The following is a 17,604-nucleotide window of genomic DNA, read 5'->3' on the forward strand; positions in this document are numbered from 1 at the left end:
GCGCGTTATGGGGAAAACGGACGTAGTGAAAGCCGGGAGCAATAAGATTGTCGCCGCGGCTTATCCGTGGGCGGAAGAGATCGCCAACAGCATCAGCCACGGCATCGGGCTGGTGTTCGGCATCGTCGGCCTGGTGTTGCTGTTGGTGCAGGCGGTGAATACCGGCGCCGATGCGACGGCCATCACCAGTTACAGCCTGTACGGCGGCAGCATGATCCTGCTGTTTCTCGCTTCCACGCTGTACCATGCGATCCCGCATCAGAAGGCCAAGCATTGGCTGAAAAAGTTCGATCACTGCGCCATTTATCTCCTGATTGCCGGCACTTACACGCCGTTTTTGCTGGTGGGGCTGGATTCGCCGCTGGCGAAGGGCCTGATGGCGGTAATCTGGGGGTTGGCGCTGCTCGGCGTGCTGTTCAAGCTGGCCTTCGCCCACCGTTTTGAAGCCCTGTCGTTGGTGACCTACCTGACGATGGGCTGGCTGTCGCTGATCGTGATTTATCAGCTGGTCACGCGGCTGGAGGCCGGCGGCGTCACGCTGCTGGCGATCGGCGGGGTGGTCTATACCCTGGGCGTGATTTTCTATGCCTCCAAGCGTATTCGCTTTGGCCACGCCATCTGGCACGGCTTCGTGCTCGGCGGCAGCGCCTGCCACTTCATGGCGATCTACCTGTACGTCTAAGCGTTGCCGCTACATCTGAATGCGTATTGAACAGGCGCCTCTTTTGTTTTAAAAAAGAGGCGCTTGCTTCTTTCGGGTATCCAGCAAGCCCTGTCTTTCATTTCTGAGCCCGCATACCGTTTCTCTCACTTCTGTTCAGGACTCATCAAGATGATCGTTCGCTTATCCAAAGCGCTGCTGGTCTGCGCTATCGCCTTGTTCGCTTCGCTGGTGGCCTTCGGTAACCTCACTGACTACGGCTCCAATTTCGCCTTCGTGCGCCACGTCTTTATGATGGATACCCTTTTCCCCGACGCCACCATCGGCTACCGCTCGATACAGACGCCGTGGCTGCATCACGCCGGTTATATTTTCATCATTGCGTTGGAGAGTCTGACCGCGCTGCTGTGCTGGATTGGTGGCCTGCGCCTGCTGGGCGGCCTGAAACTGCCCGCCAACGCTTTCAACGGCCGAAAAAAATGGGCGGTAGCGGGGCTGACGCTGGGCTTCCTTACCTGGCAGGTCGGTTTTATGTCGATTGGGGGGGAGTGGTTCGGCATGTGGATGTCGCAGCAATGGAACGGCGTGCCGAGCGCGTTTCGCTTCTTCGTCACCATCATCTTGGTGCTGATCTATCTGGTGCAGCGCGACGGGGAGTTGGACGAGTAACGAAGATGGCCGCAGGCAGGGGGCCTGCGGCCGACGGATTATTTCTCTTCGGCCAGCGAGTAGGGCAAAGGTTTGATCGTCAGCTGGCTGGCGGCATCGTCGCGCACCCGCAGCTTGCTGTCGGCATCCAGATCGTTGTTCATCACCACCTGCACCCACAGCGTACCGTCGGCTAACTGACTCGACGCCAGTACGGTGCCGGTGCGACGCCAGTTTTCCCCCAGCTGCAGCTCCAGATCTTCCGCCGCCTGCGGGGCGCGGGCCGCTTTACCTTCCAGCCAGTAGAGCGCACGTTTGTTGGCGCCGCGGAACTTGGCGCGTGCCACCATCTCCTGACCGGTATAGCAGCCCTTGCTGAAACTGATGCCTTCCAGCGCCTGGAGGTTGGTGGCCTGCGGGATCAGCTGCGCGCTGTTGGCGGCGTCGATAACCGGATAACCGGCTTCGATCTCCAGCGCCAGCCACTGGTTGCTGTCATTCCGTTCCGCCTGGTCATGCAGTTTGCCGATCAGCTGTTCGGCCACGGCGGGGCGGGTCACCAGCAGAAAACGTTCTGCCGGCGCATTGAAGTGCAGAATCGTGGTCTCGCCGTCCTGCACCACCGGGTGCTCAGCGCTCGGCAGCGTGGCGAACAGGCCCGCCAGCGCGGCGCGCGCCTGGAAACCGGCGACGCCCAGCAATACCGCGTCATTATCGGCGGCGATGGTGACTTTGGAGAACACCGCATATTTTTTGATTTCCGCCAGTTGGCTGTCCAGCACGCTGCGGCGTTCCAGATAGGCGAAGCCTTCGCCGCGGTGGAACAGACGCAGGTTGCTCCACATTTTGCCCTTGGCGTCGCAGTGGGCGCACAGCACGTGTTGATCGGCCGCCAGCGCGTCGATGTCCGCCGTCACCTGGCCCTGGAGATATTTCACCGTGTCCGGCCCGTTCAGCGTCACCAGCGCCCAATCTTCCAGCGAGATCAGCGTCAGGGGCAGATGGGTGGAAGCGGAGGGCTGACGGGGTGGGAATGGAATGTTATGCGCCATAGTAAGTTCCTGCTCAACGTTTAGCTTACCTGAAGGGTATTGGACCCATGGTAAAAGAGGCGGCGGGCTTTGCAAACTGTTATTCGCGCCGCGGCGCCGGGGGGCGCTTTTTTTGGCATTTTGCGCTTTATTGCGTTTTCCGCCACAAAGCGCCTTCCCGGCGTGTATGTCAAATTGTTACTCTATAGACTTGTGGCCAGGGCACCCTTGCACACAGCCCCCCCGGCTGATGGAATTATATTGCGACGGCGTTGCCATACAGTGTGTCATTTGAACCCTGCGCTGGCGCTGCCGCGCTGAAAAGAGGTGAGTCATAACAACATGGATATTAACAACAAAGCACGTATTCACTGGGCTTGCCGCCGTGGCATGCGCGAGCTGGACATTTCCATCATGCCGTTCTTCGAATTCGAATACGACAGCCTGAATGACGCGGACAAGGCGCTGTTTATCCGCCTGCTGGAGTGCGACGATCCCGATTTGTTCAACTGGCTGATGAATCATGGCGCGCCGCAGGACGGCGAGCTGCAGAGAATGGTGACCCTGATCCAAACGCGAAATAAAGACCGTGGCCCAGTGGCGATGTGATATCCGCATTTCCTGGCGCACCCAGCTGTTTTCACTGTTAACCCACGGCGTTCTGATCCTGCTGATCCTGATTTCGCCCTGGCCGGAAGGCTTTGGCCCGCTCTGGCTGGTGCTGCTGACGCTGGTGGTGTTTCAGTGCATTCGCAGCCAGAAGCGCATCGCCGCGGTGCAGGGCGAGCTGCGGCTGCTGGCGGATCGGCGTTTCAGCTGGCACGGCCGCGAGTGGCGACTGGCGAAAAAACCGTGGATGCCGGGTTACGGCATGCTGTTGACGCTGCAGCCGATGGAAGGCAAAAAGCGCCGCCGGCTGTGGCTGGCTTCCGACTGCATGAGCAAAGAGGAATGGCGCCACCTGCGGCAGCTGTTGCTGTATCCGCCGGCGGGTGACGGCGAGGAATCCTGATGAAACCCGTACTCTGGTTGGTGGAGGATGAACCCAGCATTGCCGATACGCTGGTTTACACGCTGGAGAGCGAAGGCTTCGAGGTACGTTGGTTCGAACGCGCGGAGCCGGCGTTGCAGGCACTGGCGCAGGGGGCGCCCGCGCTCGCTATCCTCGATGTTGGTTTGCCGGATATCAACGGCTTTGAATTGTGTCGCCGCCTGCTGGCTCAGGCGGCCGACCTGCCGATTCTGTTTCTTACCGCCCGCAGTGATGAAGTGGATCGCCTGATCGGGCTGGAGATCGGCGCCGACGACTATGTCGCCAAGCCGTTCTCCCCGCGCGAGGTCAGCGCACGGGTGCGCACCATTTTGCGCCGCCTGCATAAGCAGCAGCGCCTGCAACAGAGCGCGCGCTACCATTTCGGCGCTTTCGTCCTCGACGAAGATGCGGCCACCATCTCCTACCATCAGCGGCCGCTGCCGCTGACCCGTTATGAATACCTGTTGCTGAAGACACTGTTGTTGGCGCCTGGACGGGTGTTCTCGCGGCAGCAACTGATGGAAAGCGTTTGGGCGCAGGCGGAAGAAAGCCTGGAGCGCACCGTCGATACCCACATAAAAACCCTGCGCGCCAAGCTGCGTGCGGTTGAACCCGGTGAGCCGCCGATCCACACCCACCGCGGATTGGGCTACAGCGTGAGCCGCCAGCCATGAAAATTGGCCTGCGCCTGCTGCTGGGATATTTCCTGATTGTGGCGGTGGCCGGGTACTTCGTGCTGAGCATTTTCGTCCAGGAAGTGAAGCCCGGCGTGCGGCGCGCCACCGAAGGCACGCTGGTGGATACCGCCAATCTGCTGGCGCAGATCGCCCGTCAGGACATGCAGCGCGGCGATGCGGCGCATGGCCAACTGGCGCAGGCGTTTACGCAGCTGAACCAGCGGCCGATCGGCGCCAATATCTCCGGCATCCGCAAGGATCGCAGCGAATACCACGTCTATCTTACCGATGCGCGAGGCAAGGTCATCTTCGATTCCGCCGGCCGCGCGCAGGGGCAGGATTATTCCCGCTGGAATGACGTTTATCGGACGCTGCGCGGCCAATACGGCGCCCGCAGCACCCGCAGCGACCCGCAGGATGAAAACAGTTCGGTGATGTATGTGGCCGCGCCGGTGATAGAACAAGGGCATATTATCGGCGTGCTTACCGTGGGCAAGCCCAACAGCACCATGGCGCCGGTGATCAAACGCAGCGAACGGCGCATTTTGTGGGCCGGCGCATTGCTGCTGGGGATCGCGCTGCTGATCGGGGCGGCGTTCGTCTGGTGGATCAACCGTTCCATAGGCCGGCTGGTGCGTTATGCCGACGGGGTGGCGCAAGGGGAAACCGCGCCGTTGCCCAAAGTGGGCGGCCGGGAATTGACGCAGCTGGCGCAGGCGTTGGAGAGCATGCGTCTGAAGCTGGAAGGCAAAGCTTATATCGAACAGTATGCACATACCCTGACGCATGAGCTGAAAAGCCCGCTGGCGGCGATCCGGGGGGCGGCGGAGCTGTTGCAGGAGCTGCCACCGCCGGAGACCGCCCGGCGCTTTCTCACCAATATTGAGCAGCAAAGCGCACGTATCCAGCAACTGGTGGACAAACTGCTGGTGCAGGCGCGGCTGGAGAGCCGGCCAGAAATGGAGACCGCGCCCCTCGCGATCGCGGCGCTGATCGGCCAGACGGTGGCGGGCAAAGAGGCGCAGGCGACGCAGCGCGGCGTCAGATTGCAACTGGAGGCGTTGGCGGAGGTGACGCTGAACGGCGATGCGTTGCTGATCAGCCAGGCGCTGACCAACCTGCTGGACAACGCGATCGACTTTACCCCGCCGGGCGGTTGCGTCAGCGTGCGAGGCGAACGGCGGGAACAGCGTTATTGCATCAGCGTTTGCGATGACGGCAGCGGCATTCCGGACTATGCGCTCGATAAGGTGTTTGAGCGTTTTTATTCGCTGCCGCGCGCCGAACGGCCGAAAAGCAGCGGGCTGGGCCTGAACTTCGTGCAGGAGGTCGCGCGTCTGCATCATGGCGGCATTCACCTGCGCAACCGCCGGCCGCACGGGGTGGAAGCGACTTTCATTTTATCGCTGTGACTTCACCTTCCCTTCACATAACCACATTCTGATTTCACCAGCGGGTTTTATCGTGGCCTCATTACCTACGAGGAGTGAGCATGATGAAATCGGTACTTTTCTGGAAAATAACCACGCTGCTGGGATTGATGGTGGTGATGTTGATCCCCATCACCCAACTGATGAGCGTGATCGACGAACGCAGCGGCTATCGGCAAAGCGTGGTCGGGCAGGTGAGCGAAAGCACCAGCGGGGCTCAGCGCATACTCGGTCCGTTGATTGTCATTCCCTACGTCGAACAAGAAGAGAAGAAAGACGAGAAAGGGCAAACGGTGGTGCAGCGAGTGCAGCATTACCGCTATGTGCTGCCGGAGTCGCTTCAGGTACAGGGCGCGCCGAATGTGGAGGTGCGCAAGCTGGGCATTTATCAGACACAGGTTTACCAGGGGCCGCTAAACTTCAAGGTGCGTTTCGGCCAGCCGGAGCTGTCGGATTTGCAACGCGCCAACGTGACCGTCGGCCAGCCGTTCCTGCTGGTGGCGCTGAGCGACTCTCGCGGCATCAAGCGCATTTCCCCGCTGGCAACACCGCAGCCGGTGGCGTTTGAACCGGGCACCGGCGTGGGTTTGTTGCGTCAGGGGATCCACGCACCGCTGACGCTGGCGGCTCTGCAACAAAAAGAGGGGCTGAACGCCGACTTTACCCTGACGCTGGCGGGCACCAGCAGCCTGTCGCTGGTGCCGCTGGGGCGCAGCAGCGAGCTGCAACTGCAAAGCAACTGGCCACACCCGAATTTCCTCGGCAACTTCCTGCCGGATGAACGTAAGGTGACGGAGCAAGGGTTTAGCGCTCGCTGGCGCAGCACCTGGTTCGCCAACAACATCAACAGTGCGTTCCATTACGACGATGGCATTATCGACGAGGACAAACTGCCGGCCTTCAGCGCCAGCCTGGTCGAACCGGTCGATCACTATCAGCTGACCGAGCGCGCGGTCAAATACGCGCTGTTGTTTATCGGGCTAACGTTTATGGCGTTTTTCCTGTTCGAAACCCTGACCGGGCTGCGGGTGCATCCGATTCAGTACCTGCTGGTCGGCGCGGCGCTGGTGTTGTTCTACCTGATTCTGCTGGCTTTCTCCGAACACCTGGGATTCGCTCTCGCTTACCTGGCGGCCAGCATCGCCTGCAGCGGCCTGATCGGCTTCTATCTGTGCGCCGTACTGCGCGGCAAGCTGCGCAGTACGCTGTTCGCCGCGAGCCTATTGCTGTTGTACGGCGTGCTCTATTTGCTGTTGCAGTCGGAGGACAATGCGTTGGTGCTGGGGGCTGGGCTGCTGTTCGCCATTCTGGCGGGCATTATGCTGTTGACGCGCAAGCTGGACTGGTATCAGGTGGCCGAACCGGCGCGTTTGACCAAGGAAACGCCGGCCGGGGAAGACGAGCCACGCTTCCGGCTGTGGAAATAGTGAGGGAAATCGGGCGCTACGCGCCCGATAGCGGCTACAGCAGCGGCTCCATCTCCAACAGGATCTGTTCGCACCATTGCTGCAGGCGCTCTTCGCTCAGATCGTATTGGTTGACCTCATCGAGCGCCAGGCCGACGAAGTGTTTGCCGTCGGCGCTCAGCGGTTTGGGGCTGGTGAACTCGAAACCCTCAGTGGGCCAGAAGCCGATGAACTGTACGCCCAGCGGCGCGATGTGATCGTGTAGCATGCCCAGCGCGTCGAGGAACCACTCACCGTAACCGAGTTGATCGCCCATGCCGTACATGGCGACGATCTTGCCTTTCAGATCCAGCGCCGCCAGCTGCGGCCAGATCGCTTCCCAGTCTTCCTGCAGTTCGCCGAAATCCCAGGTCGGGATGCCGAGGATCAGAATGGAATAGTCCTCCATCAGCTTGGGCGAGACGTCTTTCAGGTTGTGCAGGTCGACCAGGTCTTCACCCAGAATCTCACGGATTTTTTCTGCCGCCATTTCGGTGTAGCAGGTGCTGGAGCCGTAAAACAGACCAATCTTCATGTGTAAACCGTTACGTTGCTGTTTAGAGAATTGCAGCGAGTATACCTGATTTGCCCCGGCTTAAGGCATAATGGCGCGGGTGGAAATGCAACAAAGAGAGGACCGCGTGCAACAGCAAGACAATGCGCTGATTGAACAATTCCTGGATGCGCTGTGGCTTGAGCGCAATCTGGCGGAAAATACGCTGGCCTCCTATCGGCTGGATTTGCAGGCCCTGGGCGCCTGGCTTGGCCAGCAGAAGACCGATTTGCTGCAGGCGCAGGCGTTGGATCTGCAGGCGTTTCTCGCCGAGCGGGTGGATGGCGGTTACAAGGCCACCAGCTCCGCGCGTTTGTTGAGCGCCATGAGGCGCCTGTTTCAATATCTGTACCGCGAAAAGCTGCGCGCCGACGATCCCACCGCGCAGCTGGCGTCTCCCAAATTGCCGCAGCGCTTGCCGAAGGATCTGAGCGAGGCGCAGGTCGATGCATTGCTGCAGGCGCCCTGCGTCGATCAGCCGCTGGAGCTGCGTGACAAGGCGATGCTCGAAGTGTTGTACGCCACCGGGCTGCGGGTTTCCGAGCTGGTGGGGCTGAACATCAGCGACGTCAGCCTGCGTCAGGGCGTGGTGCGGGTGATCGGCAAGGGCAACAAGGAGCGGCTGGTGCCGCTGGGCGAAGAGGCGGTCTACTGGATCGAAAACTATCTGGAGCACGGCCGCCCATGGCTGGTCAACGGCCAGACGCTGGATGTGCTGTTCCCCAGCACCCGCTGCCAGCAAATGACCCGACAGACGTTCTGGCATCGCATCAAACACTATGCCATCCTTGCGGGCATCGACAGCGAGCGTCTGTCGCCGCACGTGTTGCGGCACGCGTTCGCTACCCATTTGCTGAACCATGGGGCCGATCTCCGTGTCGTACAGATGTTGTTAGGGCACAGCGATCTCTCGACCACGCAAATTTATACACATGTAGCGACCGAACGACTGAAACAGCTACATCAACAGCATCACCCGCGCGCCTGAGCGGCGGGTTCGAAAGGATTGGAATAATGAAAAAAGGTTTAATGCTGCTTTCACTGCTGGTGGCCTCGGTGGCCGGCGCCGCTCATGCCGACGACGTGGCGATCAAAAAAGCGCTCGCCAGCCTGGGCATCCAGCAGGCGGACGTGCAGCCTTCGCCGGTCAACGGCCTGAAAACCGTGCTGACCGACAGCGGCGTACTGTACGCCTCCGAAGACGGCAAGCACATCCTGCAGGGCCCGCTGTTCGACGTCAGCGGCAAAGAGCCGGTCAACGTGACCAACCAACTGCTGAGCAGCAAGATGGACGCGCTGAAAGATCAGATGATCGTCTATAAGGCGCCGAAAGAGAAACACGTGATCACCGTGTTCACCGACATCACCTGCGGTTACTGTCACAAGCTGCATCAGCAGATGAAAGAGTACAACGATCTGGGCATTACCGTGCGTTACCTGGCATTCCCGCGCCAGGGGCTGGCATCCCAGGCTGAAAAAGACATGCAGTCGATCTGGTGCACCGCCGACAAGGCCAAGGCGTTCGACGCCGCCATGAAGGGCGACGCCGTTTCTCCGGCGACCTGTAAAACCGACATCAGCAAGCATTACGAGCTGGGCGTGCAGTTCGGCATTCAGGGCACGCCGGCCATCATCCTGGAAAACGGCATGATGATCCCGGGCTATCAGGGGCCGAAAGAGATGGCCGCCATGCTGGATGCGCACCAGGCCGCCACCAAAGCCGGTGGTTAATCGCCGGTGAGTATCAAAACGCAACTACGCCGCCGCCCGGCGGCGGACGACACGCATCTGCCCGCCAGTTTGCCGCCGCTGCTGCGTCGGCTTTACGCCCTGCGCGGCGTGCAGGCTGAGCAAGAGCTGGAACGCAGCGTCAAGGGCATGCTGCCTTGGCAACAGCTGGACGGTATCGACGACGCCGTCAGCCTGCTGCAACAGGCGCTGGCCGACGGCCGCCGCATCATGGTGGTGGGCGATTTCGACGCCGATGGCGCCACCAGCACCGCGCTGACGGTGTTGGCGCTGCGCAGCATGGGCGGCGCAGCCGTCGATTATCTGGTGCCAAACCGCTTCGAAGACGGCTACGGCCTGAGCCCCGAAGTGGTGGAGCAGGCGGCGGCGCGCGGCGCAGAACTCATTGTTACCGTCGATAACGGCATCTCCTCCCACGCCGGCGTCGATGTGGCGCACGCCAAGGGCATGCAGGTGCTGGTGACCGATCACCACCTGCCGGGTGAGACCCTGCCGGCGGCCGAAGCGATCGTCAATCCCAACCTGCGCGGCTGCGCCTTCCCGTCCAAATCGCTGGCGGGGGTAGGCGTGGCGTTCTACCTGATGCTGGCGCTGCGCGCCCGCCTGCGGGACAGTGGCTGGTTCGAGCAGCGCGCGCTGGCGATGCCGAATCTGGCGGAACTGCTGGATCTGGTGGCGCTCGGCACCGTGGCTGACGTGGTGCCGCTGGACGCCAACAACCGCATTCTGGTGTATCAGGGGTTAAACCGTATTCGCGCCGGCAAATGCCGCCCGGGCATCCGCGCGCTGCTTGAAGTGGCCAACCGCGATGCCCGCCAGCTGGCGGCCAACGATCTCGGTTTCGCCCTCGGCCCGCGGCTCAACGCCGCCGGCCGGCTGGACGACATGTCGATTGGCGTGGCGCTGCTGCTGAGCGACGACATCGCGCAGGCGCGCATGCTGGCCAACGATCTCGATGCGCTGAACCAGACGCGACGCGAGATCGAGCAGGGCATGCAGGTTGAAGCCCTGCAGCTGTGCGATCAGCTGGAGCGCACCAGCACCGAGCTGCCTTACGGGTTGGCGATGTATCACCCGGAATGGCACCAGGGCGTGGTGGGCATCCTCGCTTCGCGCATCAAAGAGCGTTTCCACCGCCCGGTGATCGCGTTCGCGCCGGCGGGCGAAGGCATTCTGAAGGGCTCCGGCCGTTCGGTGCCCGGCCTGCACATGCGCGACGCGCTGGAGCGGCTGGATATGCTGAACCCCGGGCTGATGATGAAGTTCGGCGGCCACGCGATGGCGGCCGGGCTGTCGCTGGAAGAGGCCAAATTCGACGAGTTCCGCCAGCGTTTCGGCGAGCTGGTGGGCGAATGGCTCGATCCGGCGATGTTGGAAGGGGTGATCTGGTCCGATGGCGAACTGGCGATGCAGGAGCTGTCGTTGACCACGGCGGAGCTGCTGCGCGAGGGCGGCCCGTGGGGCCAGGCGTTCCCGGAACCGACCTTCGACGGCAAGTTCCGCATCCTGCAGCAGCGGCTGGTGGGTGAGAAACACCTGAAGCTGATGGTGGAACCGCTTGGCGGCGGCCCGTTGCTCGACGGCATCGCGTTCAACGTGGACACCACGCTGTGGCCGGACAGCAGCGTGCGTGAAGTGGAACTGGCCTACAAACTCGACGTCAACGAGTTTCGCGGCAACCGCAACGTGCAACTGCTGATCCAGCACCTTTGGCCGCGCTGAGGCGAAATTGAACACAACTCGGGGATTGGACTCTCCAATCCCCTGCATCCTTCCCGATCGCCACAAAAACTGACCAACTCGCTATAAACTGCCGCCCGGATCCGTTAGAATTAGCGGTTCCAATGGCATTCCGCCATCGACGACATCAACGTAAAAGAACGAAACCATGTTTGAAATTAACCCGGTAAAAAACCGAATTCAGGACCTGTCCGAGCGGACTGCGGTTCTTAGGGGGTATCTTTGACTATGATGCCAAGAAGGAACGCCTAGAAGAAGTCAACGCCGAGCTGGAACAGCCGGACGTCTGGAACGAGCCGGAGCGCGCGCAGGCGCTCGGCAAAGAGCGCGCCGCGCTGGAAGCCATCGTTGAAACCATCGATCAGCTGGAGCAGGGCGGCGAAGACGTCGGCGGGCTGCTGGAACTGGCGGTGGAAGCCGACGATGAAGAGACCTTCAACGAAGCGGTCGCCGAGCTGGATCAACTGATGAGCAAGCTGGATCAGTTGGAATTCCGCCGCATGTTCTCCGGCGAATACGACAGCGCCGACTGCTACCTGGATATCCAGGCAGGCTCCGGCGGCACCGAAGCGCAGGACTGGGCCAGCATGCTGCTGCGCATGTACCTGCGCTGGGCCGAAGCCAAGGGCTTCAAGACCGAAGTGATCGAAGAATCCGACGGCGACGTCGCGGGCCTGAAATCGGCCACCATCAAGATCATCGGCGACTACGCGTTCGGCTGGTTGCGCACTGAAACCGGCGTTCATCGCCTGGTGCGCAAGAGCCCGTTCGACTCCGGCGGCCGTCGCCACACCTCGTTCAGCTCGGTGTTCATCTACCCGGAAGTCGACGACGATATCGATATCGAAATCAACCCGGCGGATCTGCGTATCGACGTGTACCGCGCCTCCGGTGCGGGCGGTCAGCACGTCAACAAAACCGAATCCGCCGTACGTATTACTCACCTGCCAACCAACATCGTGGTGCAGTGCCAGAACGATCGTTCTCAGCATAAGAACAAGGATCAAGCGTTTAAACAGCTGCGAGCCAAGCTGTACGAGTTTGAGATGCAAAAGAAAAATGCTGATAAGCAGACGATGGAAGACAACAAGTCCGACATCGGCTGGGGCAGCCAAATCCGTTCTTACGTGCTGGATGACTCCCGCATCAAGGATTTGCGCACCAACGTCGAAACGCGTAACACGCAGGCCGTACTGGATGGCGACCTGGATAAATTCATTGAGGCAAGTTTGAAAGCCGGGTTATGAGGAATAGAAATGTCTGAACAACAAGTACAGGGCGCCGATCAGGCGCTGGATCTCAATAACGAACTGCAGTCCCGCCGCGAGAAACTGGCCGGCCTGCGTGAGAACGGCATTGCGTTCCCGAACGACTTCCGTCGCGACTCCACCTCCGACAAACTGCACGCCGCGTACGGCGATAAAGACAACGAAGAGCTGGAAGCGCTGGGCGTAGAAGTGACCGTCGCCGGCCGCATGATGACCCGCCGCATTATGGGCAAGGCATCCTTCGTTACGCTGCAGGACGTGGGCGGCCGCATTCAGCTGTACGTCGCGCGCGACGATCTGGCTGAAGGCGTGTACAACGAGCAGTTCAAGAAGTGGGACCTGGGCGATATCCTCGGCGCGCGCGGCAAGCTGTTCAAAACCAAGACCGGCGAACTGTCGATCCACTGCACCGAACTGCGTCTGCTGACCAAAGCGCTGCGTCCGCTGCCGGACAAATTCCACGGCCTGGCGGATCAGGAAACCCGTTACCGCCAGCGTTACCTGGATCTGATCGCCAACGAAGAATCGCGCAACACCTTCAAGGTGCGTTCGCAGGTGATGTCCGCTATCCGTAACTTCATGGTGGAACGCGGCTTCATGGAAGTCGAAACCCCGATGATGCAGGTGATCCCGGGCGGCGCGTCCGCGCGTCCGTTCATCACGCACCACAATGCGCTGGATATCGACATGTACCTGCGCATCGCGCCGGAACTGTATCTGAAGCGTCTGGTGGTCGGCGGCTTCGAGCGCGTGTTCGAAATCAACCGCAACTTCCGCAACGAAGGCGTTTCTCCGCGTCATAACCCAGAGTTCACCATGATGGAACTCTACATGGCTTACGCGGATTACAAAGACCTGATCGAGCTGACCGAGACCCTGTTCCGCACCCTGACCGAGAAAGTGCTGGGCACCTCTCAGGTGCAGTACGGCGACGAAGTGTTCGACTTCGGCAAGCCGTTCGAGAAGCTGACCATGACCGAGGCGATCAAGAAATACCGTCCGGAAACCGATCTGGCTGACCTGGCCGACATGGGCAAAGCGGTGGCCATCGCCGAATCCATCGGCATCAAGGTTGAGAAGAGCTGGGGCCTGGGCCGCGTCGTGACCGAGATCTTCGAAGAAGTGGCGGAAAGCCATCTTATTCAGCCGACCTTCATCACCGAGTACCCGGCTGAAGTGTCGCCGCTGGCGCGCCGCAACGACGTGAACCCGGAAATCACCGACCGCTTTGAGTTCTTCATCGGCGGCCGTGAAATCGGCAACGGTTTCTCCGAGCTGAACGACGCCGAAGACCAGGCGCAACGCTTCGCCGATCAGGTGAATGCTAAAGACGCCGGCGACGACGAAGCGATGTTCTACGACGAAGACTACGTCACCGCACTGGAGCACGGCCTGCCGCCGACTGCCGGTCTGGGCATCGGTATCGACCGCATGGTGATGCTGTTCACCAACAGCCACACCATCCGCGACGTGATTCTGTTCCCGGCGATGCGCCCACAGAAATAATCCCGTTTAGCGTGCAACAACCGGTGCAGGCGACTGCGCCGGTTTTTTTTCGTCTACGGGACTTAACCGCTTAAAACATCGACAGTTACGCGCCATCTCCGCTTGCCCGCCGCCGATAACCGGTTATAATGCCTGTCGCACACCGATGCGGGTGTAGTTCAATGGTAGAACGGCAGCTTCCCAAGCTGCATACGAGGGTTCGATTCCCTTCACCCGCTCCAATCTCCCTATGCATCACCCCATTGAGTTATAACCGTTTTTAGAAAAGCTGATTCTCAACGATCGCATCACCGTTTGGTGCGGGTTGGCGTGTGAGTCGCTCAAGCCATTGGCCTGGCATTTAACCGCGATAATACAACGCGCCGCCCAATCCTGATGCGGGTGTGAGCCGCCGTTGCTGCCCACAGCGCGCCATTACCGTTTAACTCCACTTCTGTTTAGCCCCGGATGGCAGGCGGTTGTCCGTTTCTTCGTAGGAGCGGTCGCATTCTTTCGGCAGCAGGAAGGTGATACTTCCTGCCAGCAACAGCGATGCCGCCAGCGCGCAAACCGCGACGTTCTGTCCGTACAGATAAATCATGACGCCTACCAGATAGGGGCCGCAAAACCCACCGAGGTTGCCCAGCCCGTTGATCACCCCGCGTGCGCTGCCCGCCACTTCCGCCGCCGCAATGCGTCCGGGAATTGACCAGAAGGGGCTGGTCGCCGCTTTAAGGAAGAAGCCGCACACCACCAACGCGATATAGGCGGCCACCACGTGCTCATGCAGGATCACCGAGGCTATCAGCGCCGCCGCAAAACAGTACAGGGAGATCCTGACCCACAAACGGCGTTTACCGCTGCGATCGCTGAACATCGAAATCACATAAATCCCCGCCAGAGTGGCAACAAACGGCAGGATCGCCAATATCCCAACATTGGCCATGCTGCCACCGGTCAGGTTTTTCAAGATGGTGGGCAGCCACAACGTATACCCATAGTCTCCGGTCTGGTAAAAGAAATTCAGCACGACCAGGCGCATCAATCCCTTGTTGCGAAACACCGCTTTTAACGGCGCCTTCGCTGCCGGCACCCTCCCTTCCCGCGCTTTGCGCTCCCGGGCCAGTTCGGTCAATAAATAGTCGCGTTCCTTCGCCGGTAGCCAACGCGCCTCTTCCGGACGGTCACTGATCACCAGCCACCAAATGGTCAACACCACGACCGACAACAAGCCTTCGATAATGAACAGCCAGCGCCAGTCGAGAGTGGCAATAATTGCGCCGGAAACCGGGGCGGTCAGCATCCCTCCTAGTGGGGCAAACATCATGACAAAGGCATTGGCGCGCCCCAGTTCTTTTTCCGGGAACCAATTGCTTACCATGGTCAGCACGACGGGCAACATTCCCCCTTCGGAGATCCCGAGAATAAAACGCAGCACGAGCAGTTGATATTCATGGGTGACGAACCCGGTGGCGATAGAGACAACCGCCCAGGCCACGAGCGACCAGGCTATAAAACGTTTTCCGCTACCGTAAACCGCAAGTCGTCCGCCAGGGATTTGCAGAAATAAATAACCAATAAAAAAGATACCGCTGGCCACGCCAGCCATCTGGCTGGTAATGCCTAAATCCTGTTCCATGCCACCCGGCAGAGCAAAGCTGATATTAACGCGATCCATAAATGAAATAATACAGGTGATAAGGATCGGCGCGATAACCCGCAGCCAGCGAGTTCCTGGTATTTTATCGGTCATAATAGCGTCTCGATGATATCCGCCATTCACAGAGAATATTGTGTTGGCGGATAAAAATGATTATTCGTAACTCAAACGATCATTTTTATTGAATTAACCCAGGAATATCCTGATGTGAAAAATAACCTGCCAGATTATCCAAAACGGATTGGCTCATTCCCTGACGGGTTTCTACGGTAGCGCTGGCCACATGGGGTTGAAGCAGAACATTCTCGAGAGCAAAGAACGCTGTCGGGACATGGGGTTCGTTTTCAAAGACATCCAGAGCGGCCCCGGCGATAACATGATTTTGTAACGCCTTTATCAGCGCCGCCTCATCGACCAGGCTGCCGCGGGCGATATTGATAAGCCAGGCGCGTTCGGGCATGGCGTTAAATACGCTGGCATCAATAATCCCGCGGTTTTCCGCACTGCCGGATGCCGCGATCACCAGGAAATCACTCTGTGCTGCGAGCGTGTGCAGATCGGCGCACCACTGGTAATCCAGGCCGTCTTTGCGCTGGCGGTCAGTATACAGGATGGTCATATCGAAGCCTTTCGCCCGGCGGGCGATGGCTTGGCCGATATTCCCCATGCCGAAAATACCGATGCGTTTACCGCTCACTTTGGTCGCCAGCGGTGGCGGCGTCGTTTCCCAGCGGCCTTCGCGTACAAATCGGTCCCCTTGGCAGAGGCGGCGGCTGGCGGACAGCATTAGCCCCAGAGCCAGATCTGCCACATCATCGGTCAGCACGCCGGCGGTGATCCCGACGCTGATATGGCGTTCCCGGGTGTAGTTGAGATCGATAGCGTCGGTTCCCACGCCAAAGACAGCAATCATGCCCACCTGCGGCAACTGCTCCAGCGTCTCTCGGGTTACCCCCACATCACCACGGGTGACCACCGCCTGAACGTCTGCGCCATGGCGAACCAGGAAGGCTGGAATATCTGATTGTTCATAGAGACGGAATACCCGGTAGCGGGCGTCCAACGCGGCTTGCAAAGCATCCATCACCGGCGCGATAAGTAAAATGGTAGGTTGAGTGTCAGTGTGCATCGTTGCGATCCTGTCTGAAAAATAGGGGATACCCTGTATCAGACGTTTTTTTACCGCTTATTTTTGCGATCTGCATCACGCCAAAGAGTGTTAAAAAAGCATGTTACTGCTGGCGTGATCTCGTGTGCAATTTCGTGGTTTCTGCCAGTGACTATCAGGGAGAATAACCCATTATGCCCGTAGGGGGAGAAGGCGGAATCGCTCGATTTTGGTGAGGGCGGTGAATATCCAGTGATTTTCTGCCGTGGATCACAGGATAAGTAACGTCGTTTCGTAACACTTAATTAAGTGACTTTTGTCACAGTTTTAAGCGGCTAAAAACCGTGAGATAGGTCATGACTTATTTCACCATGCCGAATAGCCTTTCAGGTGGAGTTTACTCACAGTGGTGATAGGTTGTAAATATTAGCAACAAAGCGGTTTGCTTTGTTGCTTATTCATAGTGGCGCCCGTAGAACGATCTAATAGCGATTCTACCGTAATTACACCGAGATTGCCTGTTGCCATAAAACTACCCAGCCATTGTTCTTGTCGGTGAAATACCGAGCCGATATTGACCAGAGAAAACATTATGATTATTGATGCTTTAACCACTGCCGTAAATAATAAATTCTATCCGGCAGCCATTCGAAAAATGCTGGCCAACATTATTGACAGTGAGCCGTACAATTTACCTGTCGGCCACTATCAGGTGCAGGGTAAACAGATGTTCTTTAACGTCGTTGAAGGGGAAACCAAACTATTGGCCGACCAGAAGCCGGAGTTTCATCGCCAGTATCTGGATATCCATCTTGTCCTGGAAGGGAGAGAAGTGATTGGCGCCGGAGTTCTGGGGCTGCCTTTGCCCCTGAGTGAGCCATTTAACGAGGCGCACGACCTTGGGTTTAGCCCGGCGATCCCCGGTGAGACTCTCATCCACCTGCAACCCGGTGAACTGACCGTTATCTTTCCGGGGGAGCTGCATCGCCCGATGAGTACCTGCACAACGCCGGCAGTTCTGCGTAAAATTGTGGCGAAAATCGACGGCACCCTGCTGACGTAGCAAGACGTTCAACGGCGGCTGGTATCGCTACTTCAGGCTGCCCGGCGGAAAGC

At 59.2% G+C, this 17,604-nt stretch carries 17 protein-coding genes and 1 tRNA gene; 14 read left to right on the forward strand and 4 right to left on the reverse strand.

What is annotated here, in order from left to right:
- Positions 1 to 7: 7 nt before the first annotated feature.
- The gene (trhA, locus tag JL05_RS08595; protein WP_033632168.1) at positions 8 to 682 is read left to right on the forward strand and encodes a PAQR family membrane homeostasis protein TrhA; all 675 of its coding nucleotides are present in this window, start codon (positions 8 to 10) and stop codon (positions 680 to 682) included.
- Positions 683 to 832: 150 nt separating this feature from the next.
- A complete protein-coding gene (locus tag JL05_RS08600) occupies positions 833 to 1,330 on the forward strand; it encodes a DUF2165 family protein (RefSeq protein WP_004931675.1) in 498 nt (165 codons plus the stop codon).
- Positions 1,331 to 1,368: 38 nt separating this feature from the next.
- Here JL05_RS08600 and ygfZ read toward each other — a convergent pair whose 3' ends face one another.
- Positions 1,369 to 2,361 (reverse strand): tRNA-modifying protein YgfZ, encoded by a 993-nt coding sequence (gene ygfZ, locus JL05_RS08605; protein WP_033632169.1) that lies wholly within the window; start codon positions 2,359 to 2,361, stop codon positions 1,369 to 1,371.
- A 321-nt stretch (positions 2,362 to 2,682) separates the two neighbouring features.
- On the opposite strand from ygfZ, the gene sdhE reads away from it, so the two are divergent.
- From sdhE to creD, 5 genes are all read left to right on the forward strand, one after another.
- Complete coding sequence (sdhE, locus tag JL05_RS08610) at positions 2,683 to 2,949, forward strand: FAD assembly factor SdhE (protein ID WP_033632170.1); 267 nt, start codon at positions 2,683 to 2,685, stop codon at positions 2,947 to 2,949.
- The gene (locus JL05_RS08615; protein WP_033632171.1) at positions 2,930 to 3,352 is read left to right on the forward strand and encodes a protein YgfX; all 423 of its coding nucleotides are present in this window, start codon (positions 2,930 to 2,932) and stop codon (positions 3,350 to 3,352) included. Before sdhE ends, JL05_RS08615 begins: the two co-directional genes overlap by 20 nt.
- A complete protein-coding gene (gene creB / locus JL05_RS08620; protein WP_033632172.1) occupies positions 3,352 to 4,047 on the forward strand; it encodes a two-component system response regulator CreB in 696 nt (231 codons plus the stop codon). The genes JL05_RS08615 and creB overlap by 1 nt, the downstream gene beginning before the upstream one ends.
- Entirely contained in the window at positions 4,044 to 5,462 is a 1,419-nt protein-coding gene (creC, locus tag JL05_RS08625; protein ID WP_033632173.1) for a two-component system sensor histidine kinase CreC, read from the forward strand. The genes creB and creC overlap by 4 nt, the downstream gene beginning before the upstream one ends.
- 80 nt (positions 5,463 to 5,542) lie before the next feature.
- Entirely contained in the window at positions 5,543 to 6,907 is a 1,365-nt protein-coding gene (gene creD, locus JL05_RS08630) for a cell envelope integrity protein CreD (RefSeq protein ID WP_033632174.1), read from the forward strand.
- Between the two features lie 34 nt (positions 6,908 to 6,941).
- Here the strand turns inward: creD and fldB are convergent, their stop codons facing one another.
- On the reverse strand, positions 6,942 to 7,460 hold the full coding sequence (fldB, locus tag JL05_RS08635) for a flavodoxin FldB (RefSeq protein WP_004931683.1): 519 nt from the start codon (positions 7,458 to 7,460) through the stop codon (positions 6,942 to 6,944).
- A 106-nt stretch (positions 7,461 to 7,566) separates the two neighbouring features.
- Here fldB and xerD point away from each other — a divergent pair, with 106 nt between their 5' ends.
- From xerD to JL05_RS08665, 6 genes are all read left to right on the forward strand, one after another.
- Positions 7,567 to 8,466 carry a site-specific tyrosine recombinase XerD gene (gene xerD / locus JL05_RS08640; protein WP_004931685.1) on the forward strand — a complete coding sequence of 300 codons (900 nt, stop codon included), beginning with the start codon at positions 7,567 to 7,569 and terminating at the stop codon, positions 8,464 to 8,466.
- A 26-nt stretch (positions 8,467 to 8,492) separates the two neighbouring features.
- A complete protein-coding gene (gene dsbC / locus JL05_RS08645) occupies positions 8,493 to 9,209 on the forward strand; it encodes a bifunctional protein-disulfide isomerase/oxidoreductase DsbC (protein ID WP_033632175.1) in 717 nt (238 codons plus the stop codon).
- A gap of 6 nt (positions 9,210 to 9,215) precedes the next feature.
- On the forward strand, positions 9,216 to 10,949 hold the full coding sequence (recJ, locus tag JL05_RS08650; protein ID WP_033632176.1) for a single-stranded-DNA-specific exonuclease RecJ: 1,734 nt from the start codon (positions 9,216 to 9,218) through the stop codon (positions 10,947 to 10,949).
- Between the two features lie 166 nt (positions 10,950 to 11,115).
- A protein-coding gene (prfB, locus tag JL05_RS08655; RefSeq protein ID WP_096242572.1) for a peptide chain release factor 2 occupies positions 11,116 to 12,214 on the forward strand; the annotation gives its coding sequence in 2 pieces (ribosomal slippage) (positions 11,116 to 11,190 and positions 11,192 to 12,214; 1,098 coding nt in all).
- Between the two features lie 9 nt (positions 12,215 to 12,223).
- The gene (lysS, locus tag JL05_RS08660) at positions 12,224 to 13,741 is read left to right on the forward strand and encodes a lysine--tRNA ligase (protein ID WP_004931697.1); all 1,518 of its coding nucleotides are present in this window, start codon (positions 12,224 to 12,226) and stop codon (positions 13,739 to 13,741) included.
- Positions 13,742 to 13,888: 147 nt separating this feature from the next.
- Positions 13,889 to 13,962, forward strand: a tRNA-Gly gene (locus JL05_RS08665).
- Positions 13,963 to 14,162: 200 nt separating this feature from the next.
- Here JL05_RS08665 and JL05_RS08670 read toward each other — a convergent pair.
- On the reverse strand, positions 14,163 to 15,473 hold the full coding sequence (locus JL05_RS08670; RefSeq protein WP_033632178.1) for an MFS transporter: 1,311 nt from the start codon (positions 15,471 to 15,473) through the stop codon (positions 14,163 to 14,165).
- An 85-nt stretch (positions 15,474 to 15,558) separates the two neighbouring features.
- Positions 15,559 to 16,509, reverse strand: a complete 951-nt coding sequence (locus tag JL05_RS08675; RefSeq protein ID WP_015378963.1) for a 2-hydroxyacid dehydrogenase — start codon at positions 16,507 to 16,509, stop codon at positions 15,559 to 15,561.
- 571 nt (positions 16,510 to 17,080) lie between these two features.
- On the opposite strand from JL05_RS08675, the gene JL05_RS08680 reads away from it, so the two are divergent.
- Positions 17,081 to 17,551 (forward strand): NanQ anomerase/TabA/YiaL family protein, encoded by a 471-nt coding sequence (locus JL05_RS08680; RefSeq protein ID WP_033632179.1) that lies wholly within the window; start codon positions 17,081 to 17,083, stop codon positions 17,549 to 17,551.
- The last annotated feature ends 53 nt before the right edge of the window (positions 17,552 to 17,604 follow it).

Origin of the sequence: Serratia nematodiphila DZ0503SBS1 (assembly GCF_000738675.1) — a bacterium.
In the GTDB taxonomy this organism is placed as follows: Bacteria; Pseudomonadota; Gammaproteobacteria; order Enterobacterales; family Enterobacteriaceae; genus Serratia; species Serratia nematodiphila.

What these genes read in the sequence shown, in the direction of transcription:
- trhA (WP_033632168.1), top strand. Translation starts at nt 8, where the DNA reads ATGGGGAAAACGGACGTAGTGAAAGCCGGGAGCAATAAGATTGTCGCC.
- JL05_RS08600 (WP_004931675.1), top strand. Translation starts at nt 833, where the DNA reads ATGATCGTTCGCTTATCCAAAGCGCTGCTGGTCTGCGCTATCGCCTTG.
- ygfZ (WP_033632169.1), bottom strand. Translation starts at nt 2,361, where the DNA reads ATGGCGCATAACATTCCATTCCCACCCCGTCAGCCCTCCGCTTCCACC.
- sdhE (WP_033632170.1), top strand. Translation starts at nt 2,683, where the DNA reads ATGGATATTAACAACAAAGCACGTATTCACTGGGCTTGCCGCCGTGGC.
- creB (WP_033632172.1), top strand. Translation starts at nt 3,352, where the DNA reads ATGAAACCCGTACTCTGGTTGGTGGAGGATGAACCCAGCATTGCCGAT.
- creC (WP_033632173.1), top strand. Translation starts at nt 4,044, where the DNA reads ATGAAAATTGGCCTGCGCCTGCTGCTGGGATATTTCCTGATTGTGGCG.
- creD (WP_033632174.1), top strand. Translation starts at nt 5,543, where the DNA reads ATGATGAAATCGGTACTTTTCTGGAAAATAACCACGCTGCTGGGATTG.
- fldB (WP_004931683.1), bottom strand. Translation starts at nt 7,460, where the DNA reads ATGAAGATTGGTCTGTTTTACGGCTCCAGCACCTGCTACACCGAAATG.
- dsbC (WP_033632175.1), top strand. Translation starts at nt 8,493, where the DNA reads ATGAAAAAAGGTTTAATGCTGCTTTCACTGCTGGTGGCCTCGGTGGCC.
- lysS (WP_004931697.1), top strand. Translation starts at nt 12,224, where the DNA reads ATGTCTGAACAACAAGTACAGGGCGCCGATCAGGCGCTGGATCTCAAT.
- JL05_RS08670 (WP_033632178.1), bottom strand. Translation starts at nt 15,473, where the DNA reads ATGACCGATAAAATACCAGGAACTCGCTGGCTGCGGGTTATCGCGCCG.
- JL05_RS08675 (WP_015378963.1), bottom strand. Translation starts at nt 16,509, where the DNA reads ATGCACACTGACACTCAACCTACCATTTTACTTATCGCGCCGGTGATG.
- JL05_RS08680 (WP_033632179.1), top strand. Translation starts at nt 17,081, where the DNA reads ATGATTATTGATGCTTTAACCACTGCCGTAAATAATAAATTCTATCCG.